At 73.0% G+C, this 22,889-nt stretch carries 23 protein-coding genes and 5 pseudogenes; 19 read left to right on the top strand and 9 right to left on the bottom strand.

Going from position 1 to position 22,889, the window contains the following annotated elements; all coding sequences use genetic code 11:
* The first annotated feature begins 165 nt into the window (after positions 1–165).
* Complete coding sequence (locus Q5694_RS14315; RefSeq protein WP_333933251.1) at positions 166–2,625, top strand: SpoIIE family protein phosphatase; 2,460 nt, start codon at positions 166–168, stop codon at positions 2,623–2,625.
* Between the two features lie 19 nt (positions 2,626–2,644).
* Here Q5694_RS14315 and Q5694_RS14310 read toward each other — a convergent pair whose 3' ends face one another.
* Positions 2,645–3,340: a type 1 glutamine amidotransferase domain-containing protein gene (locus Q5694_RS14310; RefSeq protein ID WP_333933250.1), complete on the bottom strand. Its 696-nt coding sequence runs from the start codon at positions 3,338–3,340 to the stop codon at positions 2,645–2,647.
* A 153-nt stretch (positions 3,341–3,493) separates the two neighbouring features.
* Here Q5694_RS14310 and Q5694_RS14305 point away from each other — a divergent pair, with 153 nt between their 5' ends.
* The 6 genes and pseudogenes from Q5694_RS14305 (at position 3,494) to Q5694_RS14280 (ending at position 7,438) form a co-directional block, all read left to right on the top strand.
* On the top strand, positions 3,494–4,429 hold the full coding sequence (locus Q5694_RS14305) for a LysR family transcriptional regulator (protein WP_333933249.1): 936 nt from the start codon (positions 3,494–3,496) through the stop codon (positions 4,427–4,429).
* Between the two features lie 73 nt (positions 4,430–4,502).
* The gene (locus Q5694_RS14300) at positions 4,503–4,922 is read left to right on the top strand and encodes a CBS domain-containing protein (protein WP_333933248.1); all 420 of its coding nucleotides are present in this window, start codon (positions 4,503–4,505) and stop codon (positions 4,920–4,922) included.
* Positions 4,923–5,159: 237 nt separating this feature from the next.
* Positions 5,160–5,342: a hypothetical protein gene (locus tag Q5694_RS14295; RefSeq protein WP_333933310.1), complete on the top strand. Its 183-nt coding sequence runs from the start codon at positions 5,160–5,162 to the stop codon at positions 5,340–5,342.
* Positions 5,343–5,416: 74 nt separating this feature from the next.
* A pseudogene (locus Q5694_RS14290) lies at positions 5,417–5,764 on the top strand (sugar phosphate nucleotidyltransferase); the annotation flags it as partial.
* Complete coding sequence (rfbD, locus tag Q5694_RS14285) at positions 5,761–6,648, top strand: dTDP-4-dehydrorhamnose reductase (RefSeq protein ID WP_333933247.1); 888 nt, start codon at positions 5,761–5,763, stop codon at positions 6,646–6,648. The pseudogene Q5694_RS14290 and the gene rfbD, both read left to right, overlap by 4 nt.
* Positions 6,635–7,438, top strand: coding sequence for a class I SAM-dependent methyltransferase (locus tag Q5694_RS14280; protein ID WP_333933246.1), 804 nt, complete (start codon positions 6,635–6,637; stop codon positions 7,436–7,438). Before rfbD ends, Q5694_RS14280 begins: the two co-directional genes overlap by 14 nt.
* 123 nt (positions 7,439–7,561) lie before the next feature.
* Here the strand turns inward: Q5694_RS14280 and Q5694_RS14275 are convergent.
* Positions 7,562–7,782, bottom strand: a pseudogene (locus Q5694_RS14275) (dTDP-4-dehydrorhamnose 3,5-epimerase); the annotation flags it as partial.
* 112 nt (positions 7,783–7,894) lie between these two features.
* Here Q5694_RS14275 and Q5694_RS14270 point away from each other — a divergent pair.
* Positions 7,895–8,425: a metallophosphoesterase family protein gene (locus Q5694_RS14270; protein WP_333933245.1), complete on the top strand. Its 531-nt coding sequence runs from the start codon at positions 7,895–7,897 to the stop codon at positions 8,423–8,425.
* Between the two features lie 43 nt (positions 8,426–8,468).
* Here Q5694_RS14270 and Q5694_RS14265 read toward each other — a convergent pair.
* Positions 8,469–8,737, bottom strand: a pseudogene (locus Q5694_RS14265) (XdhC family protein); the annotation flags it as partial.
* Between the two features lie 90 nt (positions 8,738–8,827).
* Entirely contained in the window at positions 8,828–10,081 is a 1,254-nt protein-coding gene (locus Q5694_RS14260; protein ID WP_333933244.1) for a YncE family protein, read from the bottom strand.
* Between the two features lie 144 nt (positions 10,082–10,225).
* On the opposite strand from Q5694_RS14260, the gene Q5694_RS14255 reads away from it, so the two are divergent.
* Together Q5694_RS14255 and Q5694_RS14250 are read left to right on the top strand one after the other, a co-directional pair.
* Positions 10,226–10,885: a TetR/AcrR family transcriptional regulator gene (locus tag Q5694_RS14255; protein ID WP_333933242.1), complete on the top strand. Its 660-nt coding sequence runs from the start codon at positions 10,226–10,228 to the stop codon at positions 10,883–10,885.
* A 179-nt stretch (positions 10,886–11,064) separates the two neighbouring features.
* Entirely contained in the window at positions 11,065–11,352 is a 288-nt protein-coding gene (locus Q5694_RS14250) for a hypothetical protein (RefSeq protein ID WP_333933241.1), read from the top strand.
* 57 nt (positions 11,353–11,409) lie between these two features.
* Here the strand turns inward: Q5694_RS14250 and Q5694_RS14245 are convergent.
* A pseudogene (locus Q5694_RS14245) lies at positions 11,410–11,855 on the bottom strand (ATP-binding cassette domain-containing protein); the annotation flags it as partial.
* 214 nt (positions 11,856–12,069) lie between these two features.
* Here Q5694_RS14245 and Q5694_RS14240 point away from each other — a divergent pair.
* The 4 genes from Q5694_RS14240 (at position 12,070) to Q5694_RS14225 (ending at position 15,647) form a co-directional block, all read left to right on the top strand.
* Positions 12,070–13,155: an S-(hydroxymethyl)mycothiol dehydrogenase gene (locus Q5694_RS14240; protein ID WP_333933240.1), complete on the top strand. Its 1,086-nt coding sequence runs from the start codon at positions 12,070–12,072 to the stop codon at positions 13,153–13,155.
* Positions 13,155–13,784 (top strand): MBL fold metallo-hydrolase, encoded by a 630-nt coding sequence (locus tag Q5694_RS14235; RefSeq protein ID WP_333933239.1) that lies wholly within the window; start codon positions 13,155–13,157, stop codon positions 13,782–13,784. The genes Q5694_RS14240 and Q5694_RS14235 overlap by 1 nt, the downstream gene beginning before the upstream one ends.
* A gap of 90 nt (positions 13,785–13,874) precedes the next feature.
* Positions 13,875–14,789: an SDR family oxidoreductase gene (locus tag Q5694_RS14230; protein WP_333933238.1), complete on the top strand. Its 915-nt coding sequence runs from the start codon at positions 13,875–13,877 to the stop codon at positions 14,787–14,789.
* A gap of 162 nt (positions 14,790–14,951) precedes the next feature.
* The gene (locus Q5694_RS14225) at positions 14,952–15,647 is read left to right on the top strand and encodes a L,D-transpeptidase family protein (protein WP_333933236.1); all 696 of its coding nucleotides are present in this window, start codon (positions 14,952–14,954) and stop codon (positions 15,645–15,647) included.
* Between the two features lie 34 nt (positions 15,648–15,681).
* On the opposite strand, the pseudogene Q5694_RS14220 reads toward Q5694_RS14225, so the two are convergent.
* Positions 15,682–15,858: pseudogene (locus Q5694_RS14220) on the bottom strand (gfo/Idh/MocA family oxidoreductase); the annotation flags it as partial.
* Between the two features lie 178 nt (positions 15,859–16,036).
* Between Q5694_RS14220 and Q5694_RS14215 the strand changes: the two are divergent.
* Entirely contained in the window at positions 16,037–16,222 is a 186-nt protein-coding gene (locus Q5694_RS14215) for a hypothetical protein (RefSeq protein ID WP_333933234.1), read from the top strand.
* A gap of 111 nt (positions 16,223–16,333) precedes the next feature.
* Here the strand turns inward: Q5694_RS14215 and Q5694_RS14210 are convergent, their stop codons facing one another.
* Positions 16,334–17,680 carry a S1 family peptidase gene (locus tag Q5694_RS14210; protein ID WP_333933233.1) on the bottom strand — a complete coding sequence of 449 codons (1,347 nt, stop codon included), beginning with the start codon at positions 17,678–17,680 and terminating at the stop codon, positions 16,334–16,336.
* A gap of 210 nt (positions 17,681–17,890) precedes the next feature.
* Here Q5694_RS14210 and Q5694_RS14205 point away from each other — a divergent pair, with 210 nt between their 5' ends.
* Together Q5694_RS14205 and Q5694_RS14200 are read left to right on the top strand one after the other, a co-directional pair.
* Positions 17,891–19,069 carry a MalY/PatB family protein gene (locus tag Q5694_RS14205; protein ID WP_333933232.1) on the top strand — a complete coding sequence of 393 codons (1,179 nt, stop codon included), beginning with the start codon at positions 17,891–17,893 and terminating at the stop codon, positions 19,067–19,069.
* A gap of 44 nt (positions 19,070–19,113) precedes the next feature.
* The gene (locus Q5694_RS14200) at positions 19,114–19,494 is read left to right on the top strand and encodes a PPOX class F420-dependent oxidoreductase (RefSeq protein ID WP_333933231.1); all 381 of its coding nucleotides are present in this window, start codon (positions 19,114–19,116) and stop codon (positions 19,492–19,494) included.
* 40 nt (positions 19,495–19,534) lie between these two features.
* Here the strand turns inward: Q5694_RS14200 and Q5694_RS14195 are convergent, their stop codons facing one another.
* Positions 19,535–19,948: a Zn-ribbon domain-containing OB-fold protein gene (locus Q5694_RS14195; RefSeq protein ID WP_333933230.1), complete on the bottom strand. Its 414-nt coding sequence runs from the start codon at positions 19,946–19,948 to the stop codon at positions 19,535–19,537.
* Between the two features lie 173 nt (positions 19,949–20,121).
* A complete protein-coding gene (locus Q5694_RS14190; RefSeq protein WP_333933229.1) occupies positions 20,122–20,832 on the bottom strand; it encodes a TetR family transcriptional regulator in 711 nt (236 codons plus the stop codon).
* A gap of 622 nt (positions 20,833–21,454) precedes the next feature.
* On the opposite strand from Q5694_RS14190, the gene Q5694_RS14185 reads away from it, so the two are divergent.
* Positions 21,455–22,324, top strand: coding sequence for a hypothetical protein (locus Q5694_RS14185; protein WP_333933228.1), 870 nt, complete (start codon positions 21,455–21,457; stop codon positions 22,322–22,324).
* A 112-nt stretch (positions 22,325–22,436) separates the two neighbouring features.
* Complete coding sequence (locus Q5694_RS14180) at positions 22,437–22,877, top strand: hypothetical protein (protein ID WP_333933227.1); 441 nt, start codon at positions 22,437–22,439, stop codon at positions 22,875–22,877.
* The last annotated feature ends 12 nt before the right edge of the window (positions 22,878–22,889 follow it).

Here is a 22,889-nt window from a genome sequence, read left to right as displayed (position 1 = left end):
GGGCCGTCCCGCACGACGAGCCACACCGGCACCGGTCCGCCGCCGGGAGCCCCCGGCCCGCACCCGCCGCACGGCGACGCGGCGCTCGGCGCCGTGCGGCGGCGTCCACGCCGCTGGTTCACGGACCGCCCACAGGGGCTGCGCAGGTGTCTCATTAGCGCTGTAATGGCCATCGTGGTCAGTCAGGGCGCCCCAGAACGCGGAACGCGAATCTCGCGCGTCGAAGGTGCTCTCAAGGCGGTCGCGGCCGAGCACGAGTCACCCGAACGGGTGCGCCGCGTCCTCGAACAGGCCCTCGTCTACGCGGGTGCCGTGCTCGCCGCCGTGTACGCCCCGAGCACCGACGGCGAGCTGCTGTGCCTGGTGGAGTCGGCCGGAGTGCCGCGGACGCTGTACGGACTGCGCGACAGCTACCCGCGCGCCGGCCGGTCCCCGGTGGCCGAGGCCCACCGCACGGGACGGCCCGTCGCGCTGGACCCGGTGGACCTGGCCGGGCACGCCCAGGCGCGGCGCGTGCCCTCCGGGAACTTCCACCTCCTCGCCCTGCCGCTGCAGGCGCCCGGCACAGTCGAGGGCGGCTGCCTGCTCGCGGTGACCGAACGCCCCGGCGGGTTCTGCGCCGAGGACCGGGCCTGCCTGGAACGGGTCGGCGACGCGGTCGCCCTCACCGCCCCGTCGGCGCCCGCCGAGGGCGGCGACCTGCCGCCGGGCGCGTTCAGCCTCGCCATGGACAGCGGGCGCGTCCGCGTCGGTGACGACCTGCTCGCCCTGTTCGGGCTGGATCCCGCCGAGTTCGACGGCCGGGTGGAGACCCTGCTCGGCCTGACCGTGCCGGAGGACCTGCCGTCACTGATGTCGGTCGTGGAGGCCGACCACATGTCCATCGGCGACCGGGAGCTGGAGTTCCGGGTGCTCCAGCCCGCCGGACCGCCGAAGTGGCTGCGGCTGCGCGGGCGCCTGGTGCCCGGCGGGGACGGCCGCCCGGCCCGGCTCGTCGGAACGGTCGCCGACGTCTCCACCCTGCGCTCCGACGTCACCGACGTCGCCCGCGTCCAGCGCCTCGCCGCCGCCCTGGCCACCGCCGTCACCGTCCGCGACGTCGGCAAGGCCGTGGTCGCCGCCCTGCGCCGCCCGCTGCGGGCCGACCGGATCGCGCTCGCCGAGCTGGAGGGCGACCGTCTGGTCGTCACCGTCCTCGACCCGCCCGAGCCCGAGGCCTGGCCGGGGGTGTGGCGTACGGAGTGGCGCGGCGAGTGGCCCGACGCGCCCGTGCGCTCCATGCCGGCGCTCGCCGCCGCGCTGCGCGAGGGCCGGGCCCACATCTGGCCCGCCGGCAGCCCTCTGGAGCCCTCCCTCGCCGAGGTCGGCCCCGGCGGCCTCGCCGTCCTGCCGCTGCCCGCCGGGAACCGCATGGCCGGGGCCTGCCTGATCGGCTGGGACAGCCCGCACGACTTCGGCTCCGACGAGCGCGCCCTGCTCACCGCCTGCGCCGGACTCGCCGGGCAGGCGCTGGTGCGGGCCCGGGCCTTCGACGCCGAGCACGAGCTCGTCGGCATGCTCCAGCGCCAGCTGCTGCCGCGCCGCCTGCCCCGGCTGCCGGGCGCGGTGGCCGTCGCCCGCTACCTGCCCAGCACGGCCGGGCTGGAGCTCGGCGGTGACTGGTACGACGTCATCCCGCTCCCCGACCACCACGTCGCCCTAGTCATCGGCGACGTGCAGGGGCACAGCGCCGGCGCCGCGACCCTCATGGGGCAGATGCGCACCGCCCTGCGCGCCTACGCCGTCGAGGGTCACCCGCCGGACGTGGTGGTCGCGCACGCCAACCGGCTGCTGATGGACATGGAGAGCGATCTCTTCGCCACCTGCTGCTATGTCGACCTGGACCTGGAGGAGGGCGCGGCCTGGTGCGTGCGCGCCGGGCACCTGCCGCCCGTGCTGCGCCGGCCGGACGGCCGCACCGAGATCGCCGAGGCCGAGGGCGGCCCACCGCTGGGCGTGATCACCCAGGCCGAATACCCGATGAGCCCGCTCCGCCTCCAGCCCGGCACCGTCATCGCCCTGGCCACGGACGGGCTGGTCGAGACACCCGAGTCCGACATCGACGAGGGCATGGCCCACCTGGCCGCGCAGTTCGCCGGCGCCGCCCCCACCGACCTGGGACTGATCGCCGACGCCCTCCTCGGCAATGCCCCGCGCAGCGACGACGTCGCCCTGCTCCTGCTGCGCTACGACGGTATGGACCTGCGCCCGCTGCGGGAGAGCTGGACGGTGTGGCGGGTGCCCCAGGCGGTCGGGCACGCCCGCCGGTTCGCCCGGCGCACCCTGCGCTCCTGGGGCGTCGGCGGGGACCAGGACGCGGCTCTCCTCGTCGTCTCCGAACTCGTCACCAACGCCCTGGTGCACACCGACGGCCAGGTCCGCATGGACCTCACCCTCATCAACGACCGCCTGCGCATCGCCGTCGCCGACGCCTCCCCCCGCACCCCGGTACGGCCGAGGAGCATCGGCTGGGAGGCCACCGGCGGCCGCGGGATCCTCCTCGTCGAGGCCCTGTCGGCCACCTGGGGGACGCTGCCGGTCAGCGGCGGCAAGCAGGTGTGGGCGGAGCTGGCGGTGGGACGCTGAGCGCCCCGGGCCGCGCCGGTCAGCCCAGCCGCGCGAGCAGTTCCTGCGCCAGCGGCGCGGAGGACGCCGGGTTCTGGCCGGTGACCAGGTTGCGGTCGGTGACCACGTGCGGGGCCCAGGGCTCACCGGCTCGGACGAGCACGCCGGCCTCGGTGAGGCGCTGCTGGAGCAGCCAGGGCGCACGGTCGGCCAGACCGCCCTGGATCTCCTCGGCGTCGGTGAACGCCGCGACCTCGTAACCGGCGAACACGTTCCCCCCGTCCGGCCCGACGGCGGCCAGCAGCGCGGCCGGCCCGTGGCAGACCACGCCGAGCGGCAGGCCCGACTCCAGGGCACGGGCGAGCAGCCGGCCGGAGTCGGCGTTCACCGCCAGGTCCTCCATCGGACCGTGGCCGCCGGGGTAGAAGACGGCCGCGTACTCCTCCAGCCGGACGTCCTCCAGCCGCAGGGGGTGGCGCAGCTCGGGGGAGGACTCGACCGCCGCGGTGATCCGGTCGGCGTTCTCCCGGCCGCCGTTCATCTCCGGTGCGAGCGAGGCGCGGTCGACGGTGGGCACGACACCGCCGGGCGTGGCCACGACGACCTCGTGGCCGGCGGCCCGGAACGCCTCGTAGGGGGCGACGAACTCCTCGGCCCAGAACCCGGTGGGGTGGGCGGTGCCGTCGGCCAGGGTCAGGGTGTCGGCGCCGGTGACGACGAAGAGGATCTTCGACATGGGTGGATCTCCGTGAGAACGGGCCGCGGTCGGGCAGTGCGGCGATGACTCGGACGGTGACGACCGTACGACCCTTGCCCCTTGGTCTTCCAATGGATCGGCCAATGGCAGCCATAGGGTTTCGCATGGCAGCGGGCGGTATCGTGGGGGCTCGTGAAGCCCCTCGGCACCCTCGGCGCGGCCGGTGCGCCCGCACAGCCCGACCTGAACCTCCTGCGCACCTTCCTGGCCGTCTACCGGTCCGGCTCCTTCACGGCCGCCGGACAGCTGCTCGGCCTGTCCCAGCCGACCGTCACCACCCAGATCCGCTCGCTGGAGCGGCAGACCGGCAGGGAGCTGTTCGAGCGCCTGCACCGCGGGGTCGCCCCCACCGCGGTGGCGCACGAACTCGCGGCCCGCGTCGCCGCCCCGCTCGACGCGCTCGCCGAGGCCACCGGGCACGGGCCGCGGCCGGCCGCGACGGCGGAACCGGTCCACCTGGCCGGTCCCGCCGAACTGCTGGCCACCCGGGCCCTGCCCGCCCTGGCCCCCCTCGTCACCGGCGGGGTGCGGCTGCGCGTCACCACGGGCCTGACCGAGCCGCTGCTCGAGGAGCTGCGGGCCGGACGCCACGACCTCGTCGTCTCCACCACCCGGCCGCGCGGCCGCACCCTGTCGGCGGTGCCGCTGACGGACGAGGAGTTCGTCCTGGTCGCCGCGCCCGTCTGGGCCGACCGCGTCCGGGAGCGCCTGGCCGCCGAGGGACCCGTCGCCCTTCAGGACGTCCCGCTGATCGCGTACGCCGAGGACCTGCCCATCGTGCGCCGCTACTGGCGGCACGTCTTCGGCCGTCGTCTGAACGGCCGCGCCGCCGTCTCCGCGCCGGACCTGAGGGCCGTCCTCGCCCTGGTCGCGGCGGGAGCCGGCTTCAGCGTGCTGCCGCGTTACCTGTGCGCCGCCGAGCTGGCCGGCGGCGCACTGGTCCTGCTCGACGCCCCCGAGGACCCGCCGATCAACACCGGATTCCTCGTCCAGCGGCCCGGGACCCCGGGCAACCCGCACGTCGCCCTCGTGCGCGACCGGCTGCTGGAAGCGGCCCGCGGCTGGTGAGGGAACGGGGCCACCGGGTACCCGCCGCCACAAGGACGGGGAACACCGCACGAGCCGAGGAAAGAGGAACGTCATGGCTCAGCACGTCCGCGACATCATGACCAGCGATCCGGTCACCGTCGAGCCGCAGACCTCCGTCGCCGAGGTGGCGCGCATCATGCGCGACGAGGACCTCGGCGTCGTCCTGGTGAGCGACGGCGACGACCTGAAGGGCCTGGTCACCGACCGGGACCTCGTGGTGAGGTCGATCTGCCAGGGGGGCGATCCGGAGCAGACCACCGTGGCCGGCGCGTGCAGCGACGACCTGGTCACCGTCACCGCCGACGACGACCTCGGCCACGCCGTGGAGCTGATGCGCGAGCACTCGGTCCGCCGCGTCCCGGTCGTCGACCAGGGCCACCCGGTGGGCATCGTCTCCCTGGGCGACCTGGCGATGGAACGCGATCCGGAGTCGGCACTCGGCGACATCAGCGCCGCGCGCCCCAACACCTGATCGCGGCGGCCCTCCCCGGCGGTCCCGGCACCTACACGTGCGCGGGGCCGCCGTCGTGTGCGCGGGGTACGCGCGGCGGGTGCCGGGCCGTACGGGACGAGGGTGCGCGGCAGGGGCAAAGGCCGCCCGCGGCAGGGGAGTCGGGTATGTCACCGCCCCGCCGGTGACCGCGGGTGTTTGCCCGGTTCGTCCCGGGACACCCGGAGGGGAGCGGAAGCAGAAGGAAGATGATGAGCCGTGACGTGCATGGACCTCCCCGACCAGTCGGCCCTCCGACGCCCCGAGACCGGCTGGTCGCAGGCGCGCCGCCTGCGCGGCAGGAGCCCGGTGCGCACCTGCCTGCCCGCCGTCGAGGACCGGGCCACGGCCGGAAGCGCCCGTTCCGGCCCGGAGTGGAACATAGTCCGGGGTGAGGACTGACCCCCCACCGGACGAACGCACGATGACGATCCGGGCAACGGAGCACGTCGGCAACCCGTTGAAGTGATGTTCACATCCGCCGGATCACGACTAAGGTGAGCCCAATGAAGGCTCTCGTGCTGTCCGGTGGCGCAGGAACACGGCTGAGGCCGATCACCCACACGTCGGCCGGACGACTCGTGCCCGTGGCCGACAAGGCCGTGCTGTTCTGCGGGTTGGAGCCGGACCGGGTCGAGTACGTCGAGGACCGCAAGGGCCACGACCTGCGCTGCTCCGTCGACTGGTCCAAGGCCCGTGACGAACTGGGCTACCGCCCCCGCCACGACGTCACCACAGGCCTCGCCGAGACCGTCGCCTGGTACCGGGACAACCGAGCCTGGTGGGAGCCGCTGAAGCGGCGCGTCGCCCAGGAGCGGGCATGAGGTGGCTGGTGACCGGCGCGGGCGGCATGCTCGGCCGGGACGTCGTCGAGGAACTGGCCCGGCGCGGGCAGACCGTGACCGGCCTCGACCGCACCGCCCTCGACGTCACGAACCCGGGTGCCGTCGACGCGGCGGTGCGCGAGCACGGGCCCGGCGTGGTCGTGAACTGCGCCGCGTACACGGCCGTCGACGACGCCGAGACCGACGAGGCCCGCGCCCTGGAGATCAACGGCGACGGCCCGCGCCTGCTGGCCCGGGCCTGCGCCGCGCACGGCGCACGTTTGATCCACGTCTCCACGGACTACGTCTTCTCCGGAGTCGCCCGCACCACCCCCTACCCGGAGGACCATCCGACGGGGGCGCGCACCGCCTACGGCCGCACGAAGCTGGCCGGGGAGCAGGCCGTGCTGGAGGAACTTCCCGGCGCGAGCGCCGTCGTGCGCACGGCCTGGCTCTACGGCGCACACGGCCGCAACTTCGTCCGCACCATGATCGAGCTGGAGTCCCGCCGCGACACCCTCGACGTCGTCGACGACCAGCGTGGGCAGCCCACCTGGAGCGCCGACGTCGCCGAGCGGATAGCCGATCTCGGCACCCGGCTCGGCCCCGGTGCGCACGGCGTCTTCCACGCCACGAACTCCGGCGAGGCCAGCTGGTACGAGCTGGCGCGCGAGGTGTTCTCCCTCATCGGCGCCGACCCCGACCGGGTGCGCCCCACCAGCAGCGCGGCCTTCCCGCGGCCCGCGCCCCGCCCCGCGTACAGCGCCCTCGCACACCACCGGTGGCCGGAGATCGGCCTGCCCCGGCCGCGCGACTGGCGCTCCGCCCTGCACGAAGCACTGCCCCGCATCCGCAAGGAAGGTCTCCCTCGTGAAACGCCATGAGTTCCTCCGGGAACTGCACAAGGTCAGCGCCAACCGCAACTACCTGGAGATCGGCGTCAACGACGGGCGCAGCCTGACGCTGTCCCGCGTGCCCAGCATCGCGATCGACCCCGCATTCAAGGTGGTCTCGGAACTGCGGTGCGACGTCCACCTGGTGAAGGCCACCAGCGACGACTTCTTCGCGCGGGACAACCCGCTGCAGCACCTCAAGGGCGGCCGGCACCCGCTGCGCAACCTGCGCCGCGGCCGCAGCCCGATCGGTCACTGGCGCCGCACCACGCTCGACCTGTCCTTCATCGACGGCATGCACCTGTTCGAGTTCGCGCTGCGCGACTTCATGAACGTCGAGAAGCACTCGGACTGGTCCAGCGTGATCGTCCTGGACGACATGCTGCCGCGCAGCGTCGACGAGGCGGCCCGGGACCGGCACACCGACGCCTGGACCGGTGACGTGTACAAGATCACCGAGGTGCTGGCGCGCTACCGCCCCGACCTGGTCACCGTCCTGGTGGACACCGCCCCGACCGGCCAGCTCGTCGTCTTCGGCGCCGACCCGGAGAACCGGGTGCTGCACGACAAGTACGACGAGATCATGGCCGAGTACAAGGTGCCCGACCCGCAGAAGGTGCCCGAGGCGATCCTGGAGCGGGCCGGTGCGGTCCGCCCGGAGGCGCTGCTGGAGGCGGGCTTCTGGGGTCCGCTCGCCCAGGCCCGCAACCGCGGCCTGCCCCGCAGGATCGGCTGGGAGCCCCTGCGCCGCGCGCTGGAGCAGGTCGGCGTCAGCCGCTGAACCTGGCCGGCATGCCACAGGCCCGGACGCCGCGCGCGTCCGGGCCTGTGGCCTGTGCGGACGCGGTGTTCCCGCCCGCTCGGGCAGGTTCAGGGACCCTAGGCGTTCCGGCGCCGCAGGTGCTCGCAGTACGCCACACAACTCGTACGACGGCAGCAGTCCCTGGCGCTCCGCCTCCGCGAGGGTCGGCGCCTGCTCGTCCTCGGTGGAGACAGCAGCGGTGTGATGCCCTCGGGCCATGCGATGCCCATGAAGGCGTGCTCCAGGCCCTCCGAGAGGAACACCGCGTGCCGGGTCTCGTCGTCGAGCCGCACCGCCTCCCATGCGCCGTACGTGGCGTAGCCCGCAGGGCAACTGAGCTGCACCGTCTGTCTGTCCACGATCACAAGCGGGGTTCCCGTTCGGACGGCGGCCGTCCGCCCGGCGGACCGCGCGCGGCGGCCGTACGCTGAACACGTGCGTCTGCTGCTCATGTCCGACACCCATCTGCCCAAGCGTGCCAAGGTGCTGCCCGCGCCCCTGCTGGACGAACTGGCGCGGGCCGACGTCGTGTTCCACGCCGGGGACTGGGTCGACGTGGACACCCTCGACCTGCTGGAGGGCCGCTGCCGCCGGCTCGTCGCCGTGTACGGCAACAACGACGGGCCCGAGGTGCGCGCGAGGCTGCCCGAGGTGGCGTACGCGGAGCTCGGCGGGGTGCGGTTCGGGGTGGTCCACGAGACCGGGGCCAGGCAGGGCCGGGAGGCACGCTGCGCCGCCCGGTTCCCCGACCTCGACGTGCTGGTCTTCGGGCACAGCCACATCCCCTGGGACACCACGGCCCCCTCCGGCCTGCGGTTGCTCAACCCCGGCTCCCCGACGGACCGCCGCCGTCAGCCGCACTGCACGTACATGACCGCCACCGTCGCCGCAGGACGGCTCGGCGAGGTGGAGCTGCACCGGCTGCCGGCCCGTGCGCCCGGACGGCCGTCACCGCCTCGCCGATGATCCCGGCACGGGGCCGCGAGCCCGGCGGCGCCGCGCACTGAGTTCAGCGGGCGGCGGGCGGATGCACGGCGCCTTCCGTCGCACGGGGCGGAGCACCGCTGCCGCCCCAGCGCAGCACCACGATCTCGGCGGCGACGGACACCGCCACCTTCTCCGGCGTACGCGCTCCGAGGTCCAGTCCCACCGGTGAGCGCAGCCGCGCCGGCTCCCGTTCCGTCACCCCCGCCGAGCGGCCGGCCGCGCCGCCCGCTCGGCGCGGGTGCGGCGGCTGCCCGTCGCCCCGACGTACGCAGCCAGCCTGCGCAGCGCCTCGGGGCTGAACAGGGAGAAGTACCCGCTGAACGTGACGCGCCGGGTGGGTGGCTGAGCAGGACACGCGGCGCGGGCACGCCGACTCCGGGGTCACCCGGCCGTGGGGCCCGTCCAGTCGGCCGGGACACGGGCGAGACGCACCCGCTGCGGATGGTCGCCGACCGGAACGGACACGACCTTCCTGCCGGTGGCGAAGTCGATGGCCGTGACCTGGTCGGTGCCGCTCTCGGACACCACGCAGGACTTGCCGTCGCCGCTGACCGTGGCCCAGTAGGGCTTGGCGGCGGTGACCAGCGGGCCCTCCCGGAGGGTCGCCCGGTCGACGACCGTGGCGTAGTCGTCCATCGTGCCCGCCACGCACAGCTTGCTGCCGTCGGGACTCATCGAGATGCCGTGGTGGCGCGAGTCGTTGACGAACGTGGTGCGGTCGTCGCTCGTCGCGGGGTTCTTCGGCAGCGTCTTGGTGCGGGCGATCTTCCCGGTGGCGACGTCGTACTCGAAGAAGCCGTTGAAGAAGGACACCTGGAAGTACAGCTTCGACTCGTCCGGCGAGAACACGGCGGGCCGGACCGCGTCGGAGAAGTCCTTCAGCCCGATCGCGTCCAGCTGCGGGCGCATGTCGATGACCTTGACCTGCTTGTACGTCGTCGCGTCGACGACGGTGATGCGCCGGTCGCCCTTCGTCCAGTCCAGCCATGGTGCGTCGGTCTGCGTGTTCACGTCGCCGATCGCCATGTTGTAGAGGTACTTGCCGTCCTGGGTGAAGATGTTCTCGTGCGGCTTGTCGCCGGTGGCGAACCTGCCCAGCTCCTTGCCGGAGACGATGTCCAGGACGTGCACGGTGTTGGACGTCGACGCCGACACGGCGACGCGTCTGCCGTCGGGGGAGACCGCCATGTGGTCGGACCGGTAACCCGAGACGGGGAAGCGCCAGTTGATGCGTCCCGAGGCGAGGTCGATGGAGACGACGTCGGCGAAGCTCGGCCGGGAGACGACCATCGCCGTGCCGTCCGGGGTGGAGTACATGTCGTCGACGAACTGGTCGTGGCCCTCGCCGACGCTGTTGCGGATCGCCATGAAGTAGATCCACTTGATCGGATCGGCGTTGATCTCCGCCATCCGCTGTTCCTTGTCGGGGACGACGTCTATCCGGCCGATCTTCCGGAAGTCACCGCCGGAGGCGATGACATCGGCGGTGCCGTCCCAGTTGTTGCCCACGAACATCACCTCGCGCAGTGCGGCGGGCGAACCCGGGGGCGCCGCCGCGGCGGTCGCGGGAACGGCTGCGGTCAGGGCCAGGGCGGCGGTCAGGGAGCACAGGTGCCGTCGTCGGAAGACGGACATGGCTGATCCCTCCTCTGCGGTGGGGTGAGGAATCTGAACACGCGTGCTTTCACAGTGAACTTACTGCAAAGTAAGGAAAGGGCGGCCTACTCCACAAGACCGCGTACACGACAAAATCGTGAGCGGGCCACGAGAGGAGAGCGGGTGCCGGGCAGACTCAGAACCCCGACGGGCCGCTACGGCGGCAAGACGGCCGAGGAGCGGCAGGCGGAGCGGCGCCGCCGGTTCCTCGACGCCGCGCTCCGGCTCTTCGGCGACACCCCCGGCTACCGGGCCACCACGGTCGCGGCGCTCAGCGAGGCGGCCGGTCTGTCCACCCGCCAGTTCTACGAGGAATTCCGCACGTTGGAGGACGTGCTCGCCGCGCTGCACCTGCAGGTCAACGGCTGGGCCGAGGCGGCGGTGCTGGAGGCGGCCGCGGGCGCGGCGGACCTGCCGCTCGTCGAGCGCGTCACGGCGATCTTCCGGGCGTACGCGGGCAGCGTCACCGCCGACCCGCGCCGCATCCGCATCACGTTCGTGGAGATCATCGGCGTCAGCCCGCGCCTGGAGGAACAGCGGCTCGCCCGCCGGGCGGGCTGGGTCGACCTCATCTGCGCCGAGGCCGACGCGGCCGCCGCCCGCGGCGAGGCCGCGTCCCGCGACTACCGGCTGGCGGCGACGGCCTTCATCGGCAGCGTCAACGGCCTGCTGCACGACTGGAGCGCCGGCTGGGTCGACGCGACACTCGACGAGGTCGTCGACGAACTGGTCCGCCAGCTCCTCGCCGTCCTGCGGCCACCGGGGTGGGAACCGCGGGGCTGAATCCGGCGGCCCGTGGCCGCTGGCGCGAGCGCAGGCCGGACCGAGTGCCCCGGCCGCTGTTCCCGGGGCAGGTGCTCCTCCCGCGCGGCGCGCTCGGCACGTCCCGGGTCGCTGCGCCTGACGGGTGAGCGGGACGCATCACCCGTGTCCGCCGGGGACCCGCCGGCGTTGCGATAGGCATGATCTCAACACGACGTATCGTCGCCGCCGTTGGTCTCGCCGCGGGGGTGACCGGTCTCGCCGCGCCGATGGCGCAGGCGGCCGACACGGGAGCCAAGAGCCCGCTCAGCCCCATGGCCGCGCTCGACTCGCTGGCCGTGAGCGACATCCCCGCCGAGCACAAGGACGAGATCCTGCGGCCCTCCTCGCAGCTGGCCGGACTGAACCGCCTCAACGACCTCAACCAGCTGAACCAGGTCGTCGGTCTGGTCTCCCCGCTGTTCGGTTTCGTCCCGAACATCCGCTGACGACCCGGACCTGCGAGGGCCGCCCCGCCCGGGGCGGCCCTCACGCGTGTCCGCGGCTCAGTCCGCCGCCAGGAACTGCGTCGCGGCCGGCTCCGCGTACAGCGGGCCGGCGGTCACCGGCTCGCGATGGGTGCCCACGGTGCGGATCCGCCCGGCGTGCCTCACCACGATCTGGTCGGCCACGGTCTCGGTCGGCAACCGAGGGACGGCGACGAGGCCCGTCGTCGAACCGGTCACATCCGCGACGCTGTCGCGCAGCGCCGTCTCTCCAGCGCGTCCCGCCGCGACGTCGCCTCGTCGAGCGGCGGCAGCCGCAGGCGGCACACCAGCGCCCGGGGGATGGCGAGACGCTGCCGCCCCCCGCCGGACAGCGTCGTCCCCCGGTGCCCGGCGATCGTGTCGCGCCCGTCCGGCAGCCGGGCCGCCGGCCCGTCGGGCCGGGTCGTCCTCACCACGCGCGCGAGGGCGTCCTCGTCGGCGTCCGGGTTGCCGAGCAGCAGGTTGCCGGACCGGCGACGACAGGCGGAACACGTACGGCAGCGACGACAGGCCGAACACGTACGGCAGGAGCGCCACCGGCGTGCCACTGCCGACGGCCCGGCGCCGGCCCGGCGGCCTGCCGTTCCCGGGACCACGAGCGCCCGATCGGCACTCTTGCCGATCAGTCGCGCGTAGGGTCGGAACGGAACGAACCCGGCCGACGAAGGAGTCACCACCATGGCCCAGGAAGTACGCGGTGTGATCGCGCCCGGCAAGGACGAACCGGTGCGGATCGAGACGATCGTGGTGCCCGACCCCGGCCCGGGAGAGGCGGTCGTCCGCGTCCAGGCCTGCGGGGTGTGCCACACGGACCTGCACTACAAGCAGGGCGGCATCAACGACGACTTCCCCTTCCTGCTCGGGCACGAGGCCGCGGGCGTGGTCGAGGCGGTCGGCGACGGCGTCACGGACGTCGGACCCGGCGACTTCGTGATCCTCAACTGGCGTGCGGTGTGCGGCAAGTGCCGGGCCTGTCTGCGCGGCCGGCCCTGGTACTGCTTCGACACCCACAACGCGCGGCAGAAGATGACCCTCACCGGGGGCACCGAACTCTCCCCGGCCCTGGGCATCGGCGCCTTCGCCGAGAAGACGCTGGTCGCCGCCGGGCAGTGCACCAAGGTCGACCCGGCCGTCGCCCCCCAGGTGGCCGGACTGCTCGGCTGCGGCGTCATGGCCGGCATCGGAGCCGCCATCAACACCGGCGACGTCGGACGCGGCGACTCGGTGGCCGTCATCGGCTGCGGCGGCGTCGGCGACGCGGCCATCGCCGGATCGCGCCTGGCCGGAGCGCGCACGATCATCGCCGTCGACATCGACGACCGCAAGCTCGCAACCGCCCGGTCCATGGGCGCCACGCACACCGTCAACTCCCGCGAGACCGACCCCGTCGAGGCGATCCGGGAACTGACCGGCGGCTTCGGCGCCGACGTGGTCATCGAGGCCGTCGGCCGCCCGGAGACCTACCGGCAGGCCTTCTACGCCCGCGACCTGGCCGGCACCGTCGTCCTCGTCGGCGTCCCCACCCCCGAGATGAAGCTCGAACTGCCGTTGCTGGACGTCTTCGGCCGCGGCGGCGCCCTGAAGTCCTCCTGGTACGGCGACTGCCTGCCCTCCCGGGACTTCCCCATGCTCATCGACCTGCACCTGCAAGGACGCCTGGACCTCGGCGCGTTCGTCACCGAGACCATCCGGCTCGACGAGGTGGAGAAGGCGTTCGAGCGGATGCACCACGGCGACGTGCTGCGCTCGGTGGTGGTGCTGTGATGACGACGCGCGTCGAACACCTCGTCACCTCCGGGCAGTTCAGCCTCGACGGCGGCACCTGGGACGTCGACAACAACGTGTGGATCGTCGGCGACGACCACGAGGCGGTCGTCATCGACGCCGCCCACGACGCCGACGCCATCCTCACCGCCCTCGGCGACCGCCGGCTGACCGCGATCGTGTGCACGCACGCCCACAACGACCACATCGACGCCGCCCCGGCGCTCGCGGACCGCACCGGCGCCACCATCTGGCTGCACCACGACGACCTGCCGTTGTGGCAGCAGACGCACCCCGACCGCGAGCCGGACGCCTGGCTGGTCGACGGCCAGGTGATCGAGACCGGCGGCGCCGACCTGCGCGTGATCCACACGCCCGGGCACGCACCCGGTGCCGTCTGCCTCCACGCCCCCGGACTGGGCACCGTCTTCACCGGCGACACGCTCTTCCAGGGCGGGCCCGGCGCCACCGGCCGGTCCTTCTCCCACTTCCCGACCATCATCGACTCCATCCGCGACCGGTTGCTCACGCTGCCGCCCGGGACGACCGTCCGCACCGGGCACGGCGACTCGACGACCATCGGCGGCGAGGCCCCCCACCTCCAGGAGTGGATCGCCCGGGGCCACTGACCGCGTGTCGGCCCCGAAAGGCGACAGAAGATGTCCGGCTTACCCGTCACCCTGGACGCGGCACACAGTCGAGGGCACGGGAGGCCGGACATGTCAGCTCAGCTCGAGGGCAAGGTCGCACTGGTCGCGGGGGCGACCCGGGGCGCGGGGCGGGGGATCGCCGTCGAACTCGGCGCGGCCGGCGCCACCGTCTACGTCACCGGCCGCAGCACCCGGACCCGCCGCTCGGAGTACGACCGCCCGGAGACCATCGAGGACACCGCCGACCTGGTCACCGCGGCCGGCGGGCAGGGCGTCGCGGTTCCCACCGACCACCTCGACCCGGCGCAGGTCCGCGCGCTCGTCGACCGCATCGCGCGGGAGCAGGGCCGCCTCGACGTCCTCGTCAACGACATCTGGGGCGGCGAGAAGCTCTTCGAGTGGGACTCCACGCTGTGGGAGCACGACCTCGACAACGGACTGCGCCTGCTGCGCCTCGCGATCGAGACGCACGTCGTGACCAGCCATCACGCCCTGCCCCTGCTGCTGCGCCGGCCCGGCGGCCTGGTCGTCGAGGTCACCGACGGCACCGCCGACTACAACCGCGACCACTACCGCGTGAACTTCTTCTACGACCTCGCCAAGACCGCCGTGCTGCGCATGGCCTTCGCCCTCGGCCACGAACTCGGCCCGCGCGGCGCCACGGCCGTCGCCCTCACCCCCGGCTGGCTGCGCTCGGAGCTGATGCTGGACGGCTACGGGGTGAGCGAGGACAACTGGCGCGACGCGCTGGAACGCGTCCCCCACTTCGCCATCTCGGAGACCCCCCGCTACGTCGGCCGGGCGGTGACCGCCCTGGCCGCCGATCCGGACGTGGCACGCCTGAACGGCCGGTCCCTCTCCAGCGGCGGTCTGGCCCGCGAGTACGGATTCACCGACCTCGACGGCAGCCGCCCGGACGCCTGGCGCTACCTGGTCGAGGTCCAGGACCCGGGCAAGCCGGCGGACACCACCGGGTACCGGTGAGACGCCCGGGCCCGCCCGCCGCCCCATGACGTCACCCCGCTGTGCGAAATGTCACCGATCGGTCGCAGGGCCGCCGGCCGTACAACCGAAGCGGCCGTCCGCCCGTCTAGAGAGCAGGGATCGCAACCATGTGACCACTTCCGCGAAAGGGCAGGACCGCTCATGGGGGACGTACGCAGACGGGGCGCCGTCGCACTCGGGATCACCGGACTGGTGGCGCCGCTCACGCTCGCGCTCGGCGCCACGCCGGCGCAGGCCGCGAGCTGCACCACGCAGGCCGGCCCGTACCAGAAGCAGGTGGAGAAGTTCCTCGGCCGGCCGGTCGACGGGAAGCAGTCCGCCGCCGACTGCAAGGCCATCAAGGCCTTCCAGACCAAGCACGGCATCTCCCCGAACGCCGGTTACGCCGGACCCGTCACCTGGGGCGTGATGGACCTGATGCAGAAGCAGAAGGCCGTCGGGACGAACCCCAACAAGGACGGCAAGTGTCCGGTGAACAAGGGCCGCATCGCCTGCGTGAACCTCACCCTCCAGCTGAGCTGGATCCAGGACGGCAAGAAGCTCGTCTACGGCCCCGTCCCGGTCCGCACCGGCCGCGACGGTGACGAGACCCGCACCGGCCTGAAGAAGATCTACTGGCGCAACATCGACCACGTCTCGTCCCTCTACGACGTGCCGATGCCCTACGCCCAGTTCTTCGACGGCGGCCAGGCCTTCCACCAGGCGAACGTCAGCATGTGGAACCCCCCGGGTTCGCGCGGATGCGTCAACATGACCAAGACCGACGCCACGAAGTACTGGTCGCTGCTGAAGAAGGGCGACGACGTCTTCGTCTACGGCCGCAAGCCGGGCACCTGATCTCCGGAACCCGGCCCGCACCCGCCTGGTACCGGGGTGCCTCCCCGAAGACCGGGATCTCCGGCCGCACACCACCCTGCCGCGCCGACTCGTGCGCGATGAAGCCCGGCAGGGTGCAGCGGGCGGCCGCTCAGGCGTTCACCGACGGCAGGCTGCGCTCGTTCACCGCGGTGACGAAGTCGTCCACCGGGACGTGGTGGCTGCCCTCGTGCTGGTGCTGGGATCGGCCGAGGCGTGATCCGTGGCGAAGTCCGTACCCGTAAGCGGCACTCGCAGGCGGATGATGTGAACAGCCTCACGTTTACCGGCAGATGGACGTGATCAGCAACACTGTCTGATATGTCCATTTAGCTCGGGATTACTCACATCGCCTTCACGTCGGCCGACGTATGCTTCACAGCATGTCCACCACTGTTGAACCATCATCCGAGCGATCGGCTGACGAGGTCAACGAGGAGATCCGGGCCCTGTGGCGCCGGTCGGGCGGGACACTGAGCGTCGAGCAGCGCGAGCAGTACCAGCGGCTCGTCCTGGAGTGGGCCGCCGCGGCCCCCCAGAAGGCGCCGGCGGCCTGACCGCCGCCCGCTCCCCGTTGACATACCGGGCCTTCCACGCGCATCGGCCCCCTCGTCCGAGGGCACCCTGGATCCCATGGGTGCCCTTCTCGCGTTTCCGCGTGCCGCCGGTCACCCCCAAGTCGCCGAGTAATGCCGCCGATAGGCCTTGCGGTCCTGTTCCGCCCGGATGTAGCGCGTCGCGACCAGGGCGACGAGACTGCCCGCGATCACCAACAGGCCCGGGCCGACGTTGCGCGGGTCGCTGAGCCGGGTCAGCAGCGTCGACACCGTCTCGCCGGTGATCGGCGCCGAGGCGCCGGGGGAGGCGGCTCCCGGGGACGCCGACGGGGCGGGGGAGGCGCCGGTGCCGCCGGCCCGCTCCGAGACGATCAACTTCACGCCGAGCTCGGTCAGCGCCTTCGTCACCGGCTGGAAGAACGTCGTGCCCCCGGCGGCGCAGTCCCCGCTGCCGCCCGAGGTCACGCCGAGCGCGATGCCGTCGGCGAACATCGGCCCGCCGCTGTCGCCCGGTTCGGCACACACATCCGTCTCGATGAGCCCGGTGACCGTGCCCTCGGGGTAGTTGACCGTCGCGTTCAGGGCCGTCACCTCCCCCTGCCGCAGCCCGCTGGTGCTGCCGCTGCGGAAGACCTTCTGCCCGACCTCCGGATCGGCGACGCCCGTGATGCGCACGCCCTTGCCGTCGCCCACCACCACCACGTCCGCCCCCTTGCCCGCGCGCCCGCCGTCGTACTTCACCAGGGAGTAGTCGTCGCCCGGGAAGCTGCCCCTGAGCGAGGTGCCGACCTGCCGGCGGCCGCGGTCGTCGGCGAACCAGATCGAGCCGTCCGGCCCGCAGTGCCCGGCCGTGAGGATGTAGTCACTGGTGCCGTCGGTCACGTTGAAGCCGGCCGAACAGCGCCCGGCCGTCGAGAGGATGGGCTGTGCGCCGTTGAGCCGCGTGGTGAACGTGCCCTGGGTGCGCTCCATGCGCACGAAGCCACCGATGCCGTCGGCGACCTTCGTCAGCCGGGCCCAGGCGGCGGCGGAGACGGTGCTGTCGCCCCGCACGACGACCTCGTTGCGCTTGTAGTCCAGGGCCCAGGACGTCCCGGACACCCGGGGTGTCGAACGCAGCCTGTCCGTCGCGGACTTGAGGTCGCTCATGCTGTGACGGACCAGCTTCGCCCGGGCCCCGGCCCCTTCGACCTCGGCGGCCGCCTCCTCGTCCGTGACGGCGACGACCGGCCGTCCGGCCGCGTCGACCCAGCTGCCCGCCGTGCGGGAGGCCCCGAGCCGGGTCACGAGGCCGGTGCCCTCGCCGGTGGCCGGCGGGGCGGCGTACGGGACGCCGATGACCGGGCCGGGCGGCTCGCTCGCCACGGCGCTCGTGACCATCGCTCCTCCGAGGAGGAGTCCGCCGACGGCCGCCAGTCGTGTCACTCGCCGGACGACCCGTCGTCGTGCGTGCCTCATGCATGGCTCCCGAACCCGAACATCACGGTGCGAACACCGCGGGCCGCTCCCGGAGTTGAACGCCCTCCCTCCATACGGTGCGCGGTCGCGCCGCGTTCACCGCGGGGATGATCCCTTGTCGTCCGAGAGCGAGCCCCGTCCCCTCTCGTCCCGTCGTCCGCGGCCCGTTCCCGCCCTGCCCGGCGGCCGTCCGGCTCCTATCGTGGGTGCATGACCAGGACCCCGCGCGAGACGTCCGGCGAACCGAACCCCCTTCAGGCCCTCACGCTCGACCGGCTCAGGCTCCGCACCAGCACGAAGTGGCGCACCCACCCCGAGGACGTGCTGCCGGTGTGGGTGGCCGAGATGGACGTACCGGTGGCCGAGCCGGTGGTACGGGCCGTGACGCAGGCGATGGAACGGGGGGACACCGGCTATCCCGCCGGGACCGGCTACGCCGAGGCGCTGGCCGCCTTCGCCGCCGAGCGCTGGAGCTGGGACGGGATCGCGGTGGAACGCACCGCGATCGTGCCCGACGTCATGCTGGGCGTCGTCGAGATGCTCAAGCTGGTCACCGGGTACGGGGACGCCGTGGTCGTGAACCCGCCCGTGTATCCGCCCTTCTTCCACTTCGTGTCCCACCTGGACCGGCGGGTCGTCGAAGCCCCGCTCGGGCCGGACGGCCGGATCGACCCGGGCGTCCTGGAGGAGTCGTTCCGCCGGGCCGTCGCGGGCGGGCGGCGGGCCGCCTACCTCCTGTGCAGCCCCCACAATCCGACCGGCACCGTGCACGCGAAGGACGAGCTGGCCGCCGTGGCGCGACTCGCCGAGCGGTACGGCGTCCGGGTCGTCGCGGACGAGATCCACGCGCCGCTCGTCCTCGGGGGCGCGCAGTTCGTGCCGTACCTGAGCGTGCCGGGCGCCGAGCGCGGACTGTCGCTGATGTCGGCGTCGAAGGCGTGGCACCTGGCCGGGCTCAAGGCCGCCCTCGCGATCGCGGGGCCCGGGGCCGCCGACGACCTGGCCCGAATGCCGGAGGAGGTCGGGCACGGCCCCAGCCACGTCGGCATCCTCGCCCACACCGCCGCCCTGCGCGACGGCACGGCCTGGCTGGACGCCCTGCTGGCCGGGCTGGACGACAACCGGCGCCTGCTCGCCGCGCTGCTGGCCGAGCACCTGCCCGAGGTCCGTCACCGTCCGCCCCGGGCCACCTACCTCGCCTGGCTCGACTGCCGCGCACTCGGGCTCGGCGACGACCCGGCGGAGGTCTTCCTGCGCCGCGGCCGCGTCGCGCTCACCTCCGGACCGCCCTTCGGCACCGGCGGGGCCGGGCACGCGCGTTTCAACCTGGCGGCCTCGGCAGAGGTGGTCACGGAGACCGTGCGCAGGATGGCGCGGGCGGCACACTGACCCGGTACCTGCGCGACGTACGGCACGCTCGTACACTGCCCGCCATGGACGACAGGGCGCTGGACCACCTGGGCTCGGGCAAGTACCTGCTGATCACCAGCTACCGCAGGAACGGCACGCCGGTCGCCACCCCCGTCTGGGTGGTGCGCGACGGGGACGCGCTCGGCGTCTGGACGGCCGCCGACTCCTGGAAGGTCAAGCGCATCCGCAACCGGGCCGACGTCCTGGTCGGCCCGTGCGATCTGCGCGGCAACCCCACCGGCGACCAGGTGCCCGCCACCGCCGAGATCTGCGACGGGGCCACCACCGCCCGCTACCGGAAGCTGATCGCCCGCAAGTACGGACTGATGGGCCGGCTGACGCTGCTGGGCAGCCGGCTGCGGCGGGGAACGGACGGCACGGTGGGCATCCGCGTCACCGTGTGAGCCCCGGCGGCGTCGCCCCGCCCGCGCTCCTGACGAACGCTCAGCTCCAGGCCCGGTAGGGCTCGTCCAGCAACTGGAACACCGGCTCGCCCCGGACCGGATCCTTGGCGGTGGACAGGCGCACCCGGTCCCCGCTGTGGATGCCGATGGGCGGGCCCATCACCCGGCCGCGCACGACGAAGCCCTCGGCCATCTCGACCATGGACACGTTGCGCGCCGCGGGCGTGTTGCGGTGCACCACCGTGGAGTGGCGGACCGTACCCGTGCCCTCGGCGCGCTCCGTGCGCAGGTCACTGCCCCGGCAGACCGGGCACAGCAGACGGTGGTACATCGCCGTACCGCACCAGGTGCAGCGCTGGAAATAGATGGCGTCCCTGTCCTGGCCCTGGGGGTCGAGCAGGCCCGTCGCGGAGCCGGCCGTCTGCTGAGCGACGCTTCCTGAGTGGTGGTACACGCTGTCAACTCCCTGCACTCGCCCGGAATCCGTGTGCGGTGCGGGGGTCGCCCGCGCACACGTGTGCCCGGTCGCCGTGCCACCGTGCACGCAGCACAGAGTATGGCACTCAGTGCCACTCGTAAAGGCACTCCGTACCCTCACTCCGGACCGCTCAACGGGTCCGGAGGTTCTCAGGTCCGGCCCAGCGCCGACTCGATCTCCTGCACGACCCGCCACAGGGGTGCTCCCCGCCGCGACACCACGACGACCACGTCGTCGGGCCGTTCGCCGGCCGGGGGCACGGTGGTGCCGCCGAACGCCGACCGCACGTGCGCGAGCGCGTGGTCCACCGCGGCCTCCGCGTCGTCCCGCCCGTCCGAACGCAGCCAGGAGCGCAGGGCGTTGTTGTGCGCGGCGACCACGGCCGCGGCGATCACATCGGCCCGGAGGGTGCCGTCCCGGCGGGCCGCGAAGCGCCGCCGCAGGTACGCGGCGAGAGCCCTCTCGTAGCGCCACACCACCGACAGCTCGTAGGCGCGCAGTCCCGGGACCTGCTTGGTGAGGCGGTAGCGCTGGACGGAGAAGGTGGGGTTCTCGGCGTACATCCGCAGCACCAGCCGGGCCGCGTCGCAGACCCGCTCCACCGGCTCCTCGTCTCCGGAGCCGTCCGCGAGGAACGCCGTCATGTCGGCCAGGCAGCGCTCGTGGTCGGGGAAGACCACGTCCTCCTTGGACGGGAAGTAGCGGAAGAACGAACGCCGCCCGACGCCGGCGAGGGCAACGATGTCGTCCACGGTGGTCTGCTCGTACCCCCGCTCGAGGAACAGGTGGAAGGCCGCCGCCACCAGCGCGTCCCGCATGGGCGGCCTGCCGGCCCCCGTCTCGGCTTTGTCGGAGCTCATGATCTGCAACGTAGCACCCGTACGTCCTCCTATGGCACTCAGTGCCGCGGGCGCCCGGCCGCAGGGACGAGGGCTGCGCCCCGCATGCGGACATCCGGCGCCCCGGCCGGGTCCCTGAGGCGGGCGGACCCGCATCTGCCTGCGGTCATGGACATTTCCTCATCGATCGCGAGGCATCTTCCATGGCCTGCCCTCCTGACTTCGGGACTGCCCCCGTGCGAGTGTCTGGGAGGCGCCTCACCGACCGGGGCGACCACCGCGCGGGACGGACCACTCGCGCACTCGTAGCCGTGGACGACCTTCATCACGCCTGCGCGGCCGCGCCCCGTGACCTCGGGCGGAGCCGCTGGACCAGGGGTGCACTCACGAAACGGGGGATCACCGATGCTGCCTGCCCTCAGGACGAGAACGGCCCGGACGAGGACCGCCCGGGTGAGAACCGGGCCACCGTCGCCCGAGGTGCCCGCGGGATGACGGCCGCAGCGGCGGCGTCCGGCCGACACGGGCTGTGAGGCACCGCGGGGCGGCGGTGAGTCCCGCCGGTACGAGCGGACCCCACCTTCGTGGGGCGATACGGAAGACACACACGATGACGCGATGTCGCAGAAGCACGGCCGCCGCCGTGACGGGGCTGATCCTGCTGCTCGCCACCGGATGCTCCGACGGGCCGGCGGCCGACGGCGGGCCGCGGGCCGCCGGCACCTCGACGACGGCGAGACAGGCCACGGCGCAACAGCGGAGTCTGCTGTACGACGCCGAGCAGGAACTCCAGCGCAGGTGCATGAAAGCGGCCGGGTTCCGGTTCTGGGCCGTGCCCGAGGACCCGCTGCCCGAAGCACGTGACTTCCCTTACGTGATCGACGATCCGAAGTGGGCGAAGCGGTACGGATACGGCAGCGTCTTCGAGGCACGGGTCAAGAGGCTCCGCGCCGAGGACCCCAACCAGGTCTACCTGCGCGGCCTGCCCGACGACCGCCGGCGGGCGGCGATCGCCGCCCTGAACGGCACCCGCCGCGAAGGGCTGCGCGCCGAACTCCCCGGCGGGGCGGTCATCGGGCACAGTGCCACGGGCTGCAGGGCGAAGGCCTGGCGCACCCTGTACGGCGACCTGTCCGCCTGGTACACGGCCAGCACGCTCGTGAACAACCTGAGCGCCCTCACGCAACAGCGCGTCACCGCCCACCCCGACTTCACCCGGGCCTCGGAGAAGTGGTCGTCGTGCATGCGGGCGCACGGACTGCGCTACCGGAACCCGGCGCAGGCCAGGACCGAGTTCCTCGGACACGGCGGCGGTCGTGACACGGATCGGGAGGTCCGGGTCGCCGTCCAGGAGGCCCGGTGCGCGCGCAGCAGCGGCCTGTCCTCCGTCGCGCAGCGCCTGGAGCGCCGCCTCGGCCGGGAACTGCGGCAGGAGCACCGTGCCGAGGTGGACCGGGTGGAACGCCTGCGGGCCGACGCCCTTCCGCGGGCCCGCACCCTCCTGGCCCGCTGACCGGCCGGGACCTCAAAGCCCTCACCGCAGGGGAGCGCGGGCCGTGCCCGGTCCTCCCCGTGCAGCGTGTCGAGGAGAACCAAAGAGTGACGAACCCAGAAGGAGACAGCACATGCTCATGAACCGAGGCAAGTCCTGGCTCACCGCGGCGGTGTTCGCCGCCGCCCTCGTGGCGCCGACCACCGCCTACGCGGCGGGCGCCGGAGAGGCGGCCCCCACGTCGGAGAAGGCCGTGGCGGCCGACGGCAACCTCTACGCGTGGGAGCACTCGTGGAAGAACGGCCGCCAGGCCGCCTGGTACGGCGACAGCTCGAACTGGTCCGACCGCAACATGCGCAACCAGGCGTCGTCGGTGGACAACCAGGGTTATGCGGGGGCGTACGACGACGTGCGGCTCTACTGGGACGCCGGGTACGGGGGCGCTTCCTACTGCCTGGCCAACGGCAACTACCTGATGGACATGCGGTACGACTACTTCCCGCACAACGGGGCCGGTGGCGGTGAGGCGATGAACGACAACATCTCCTCGCACCGCTGGGTCAACTCCTGCTGATCCCCCGCGTCC

Source organism: Streptomyces sp. AHA2, from assembly GCF_036857595.1.
Taxonomy (GTDB): Bacteria; Actinomycetota; Actinomycetes; order Streptomycetales; family Streptomycetaceae; genus Streptomyces.
This window is presented reverse-complemented; position numbering and strand designations above follow the sequence as displayed.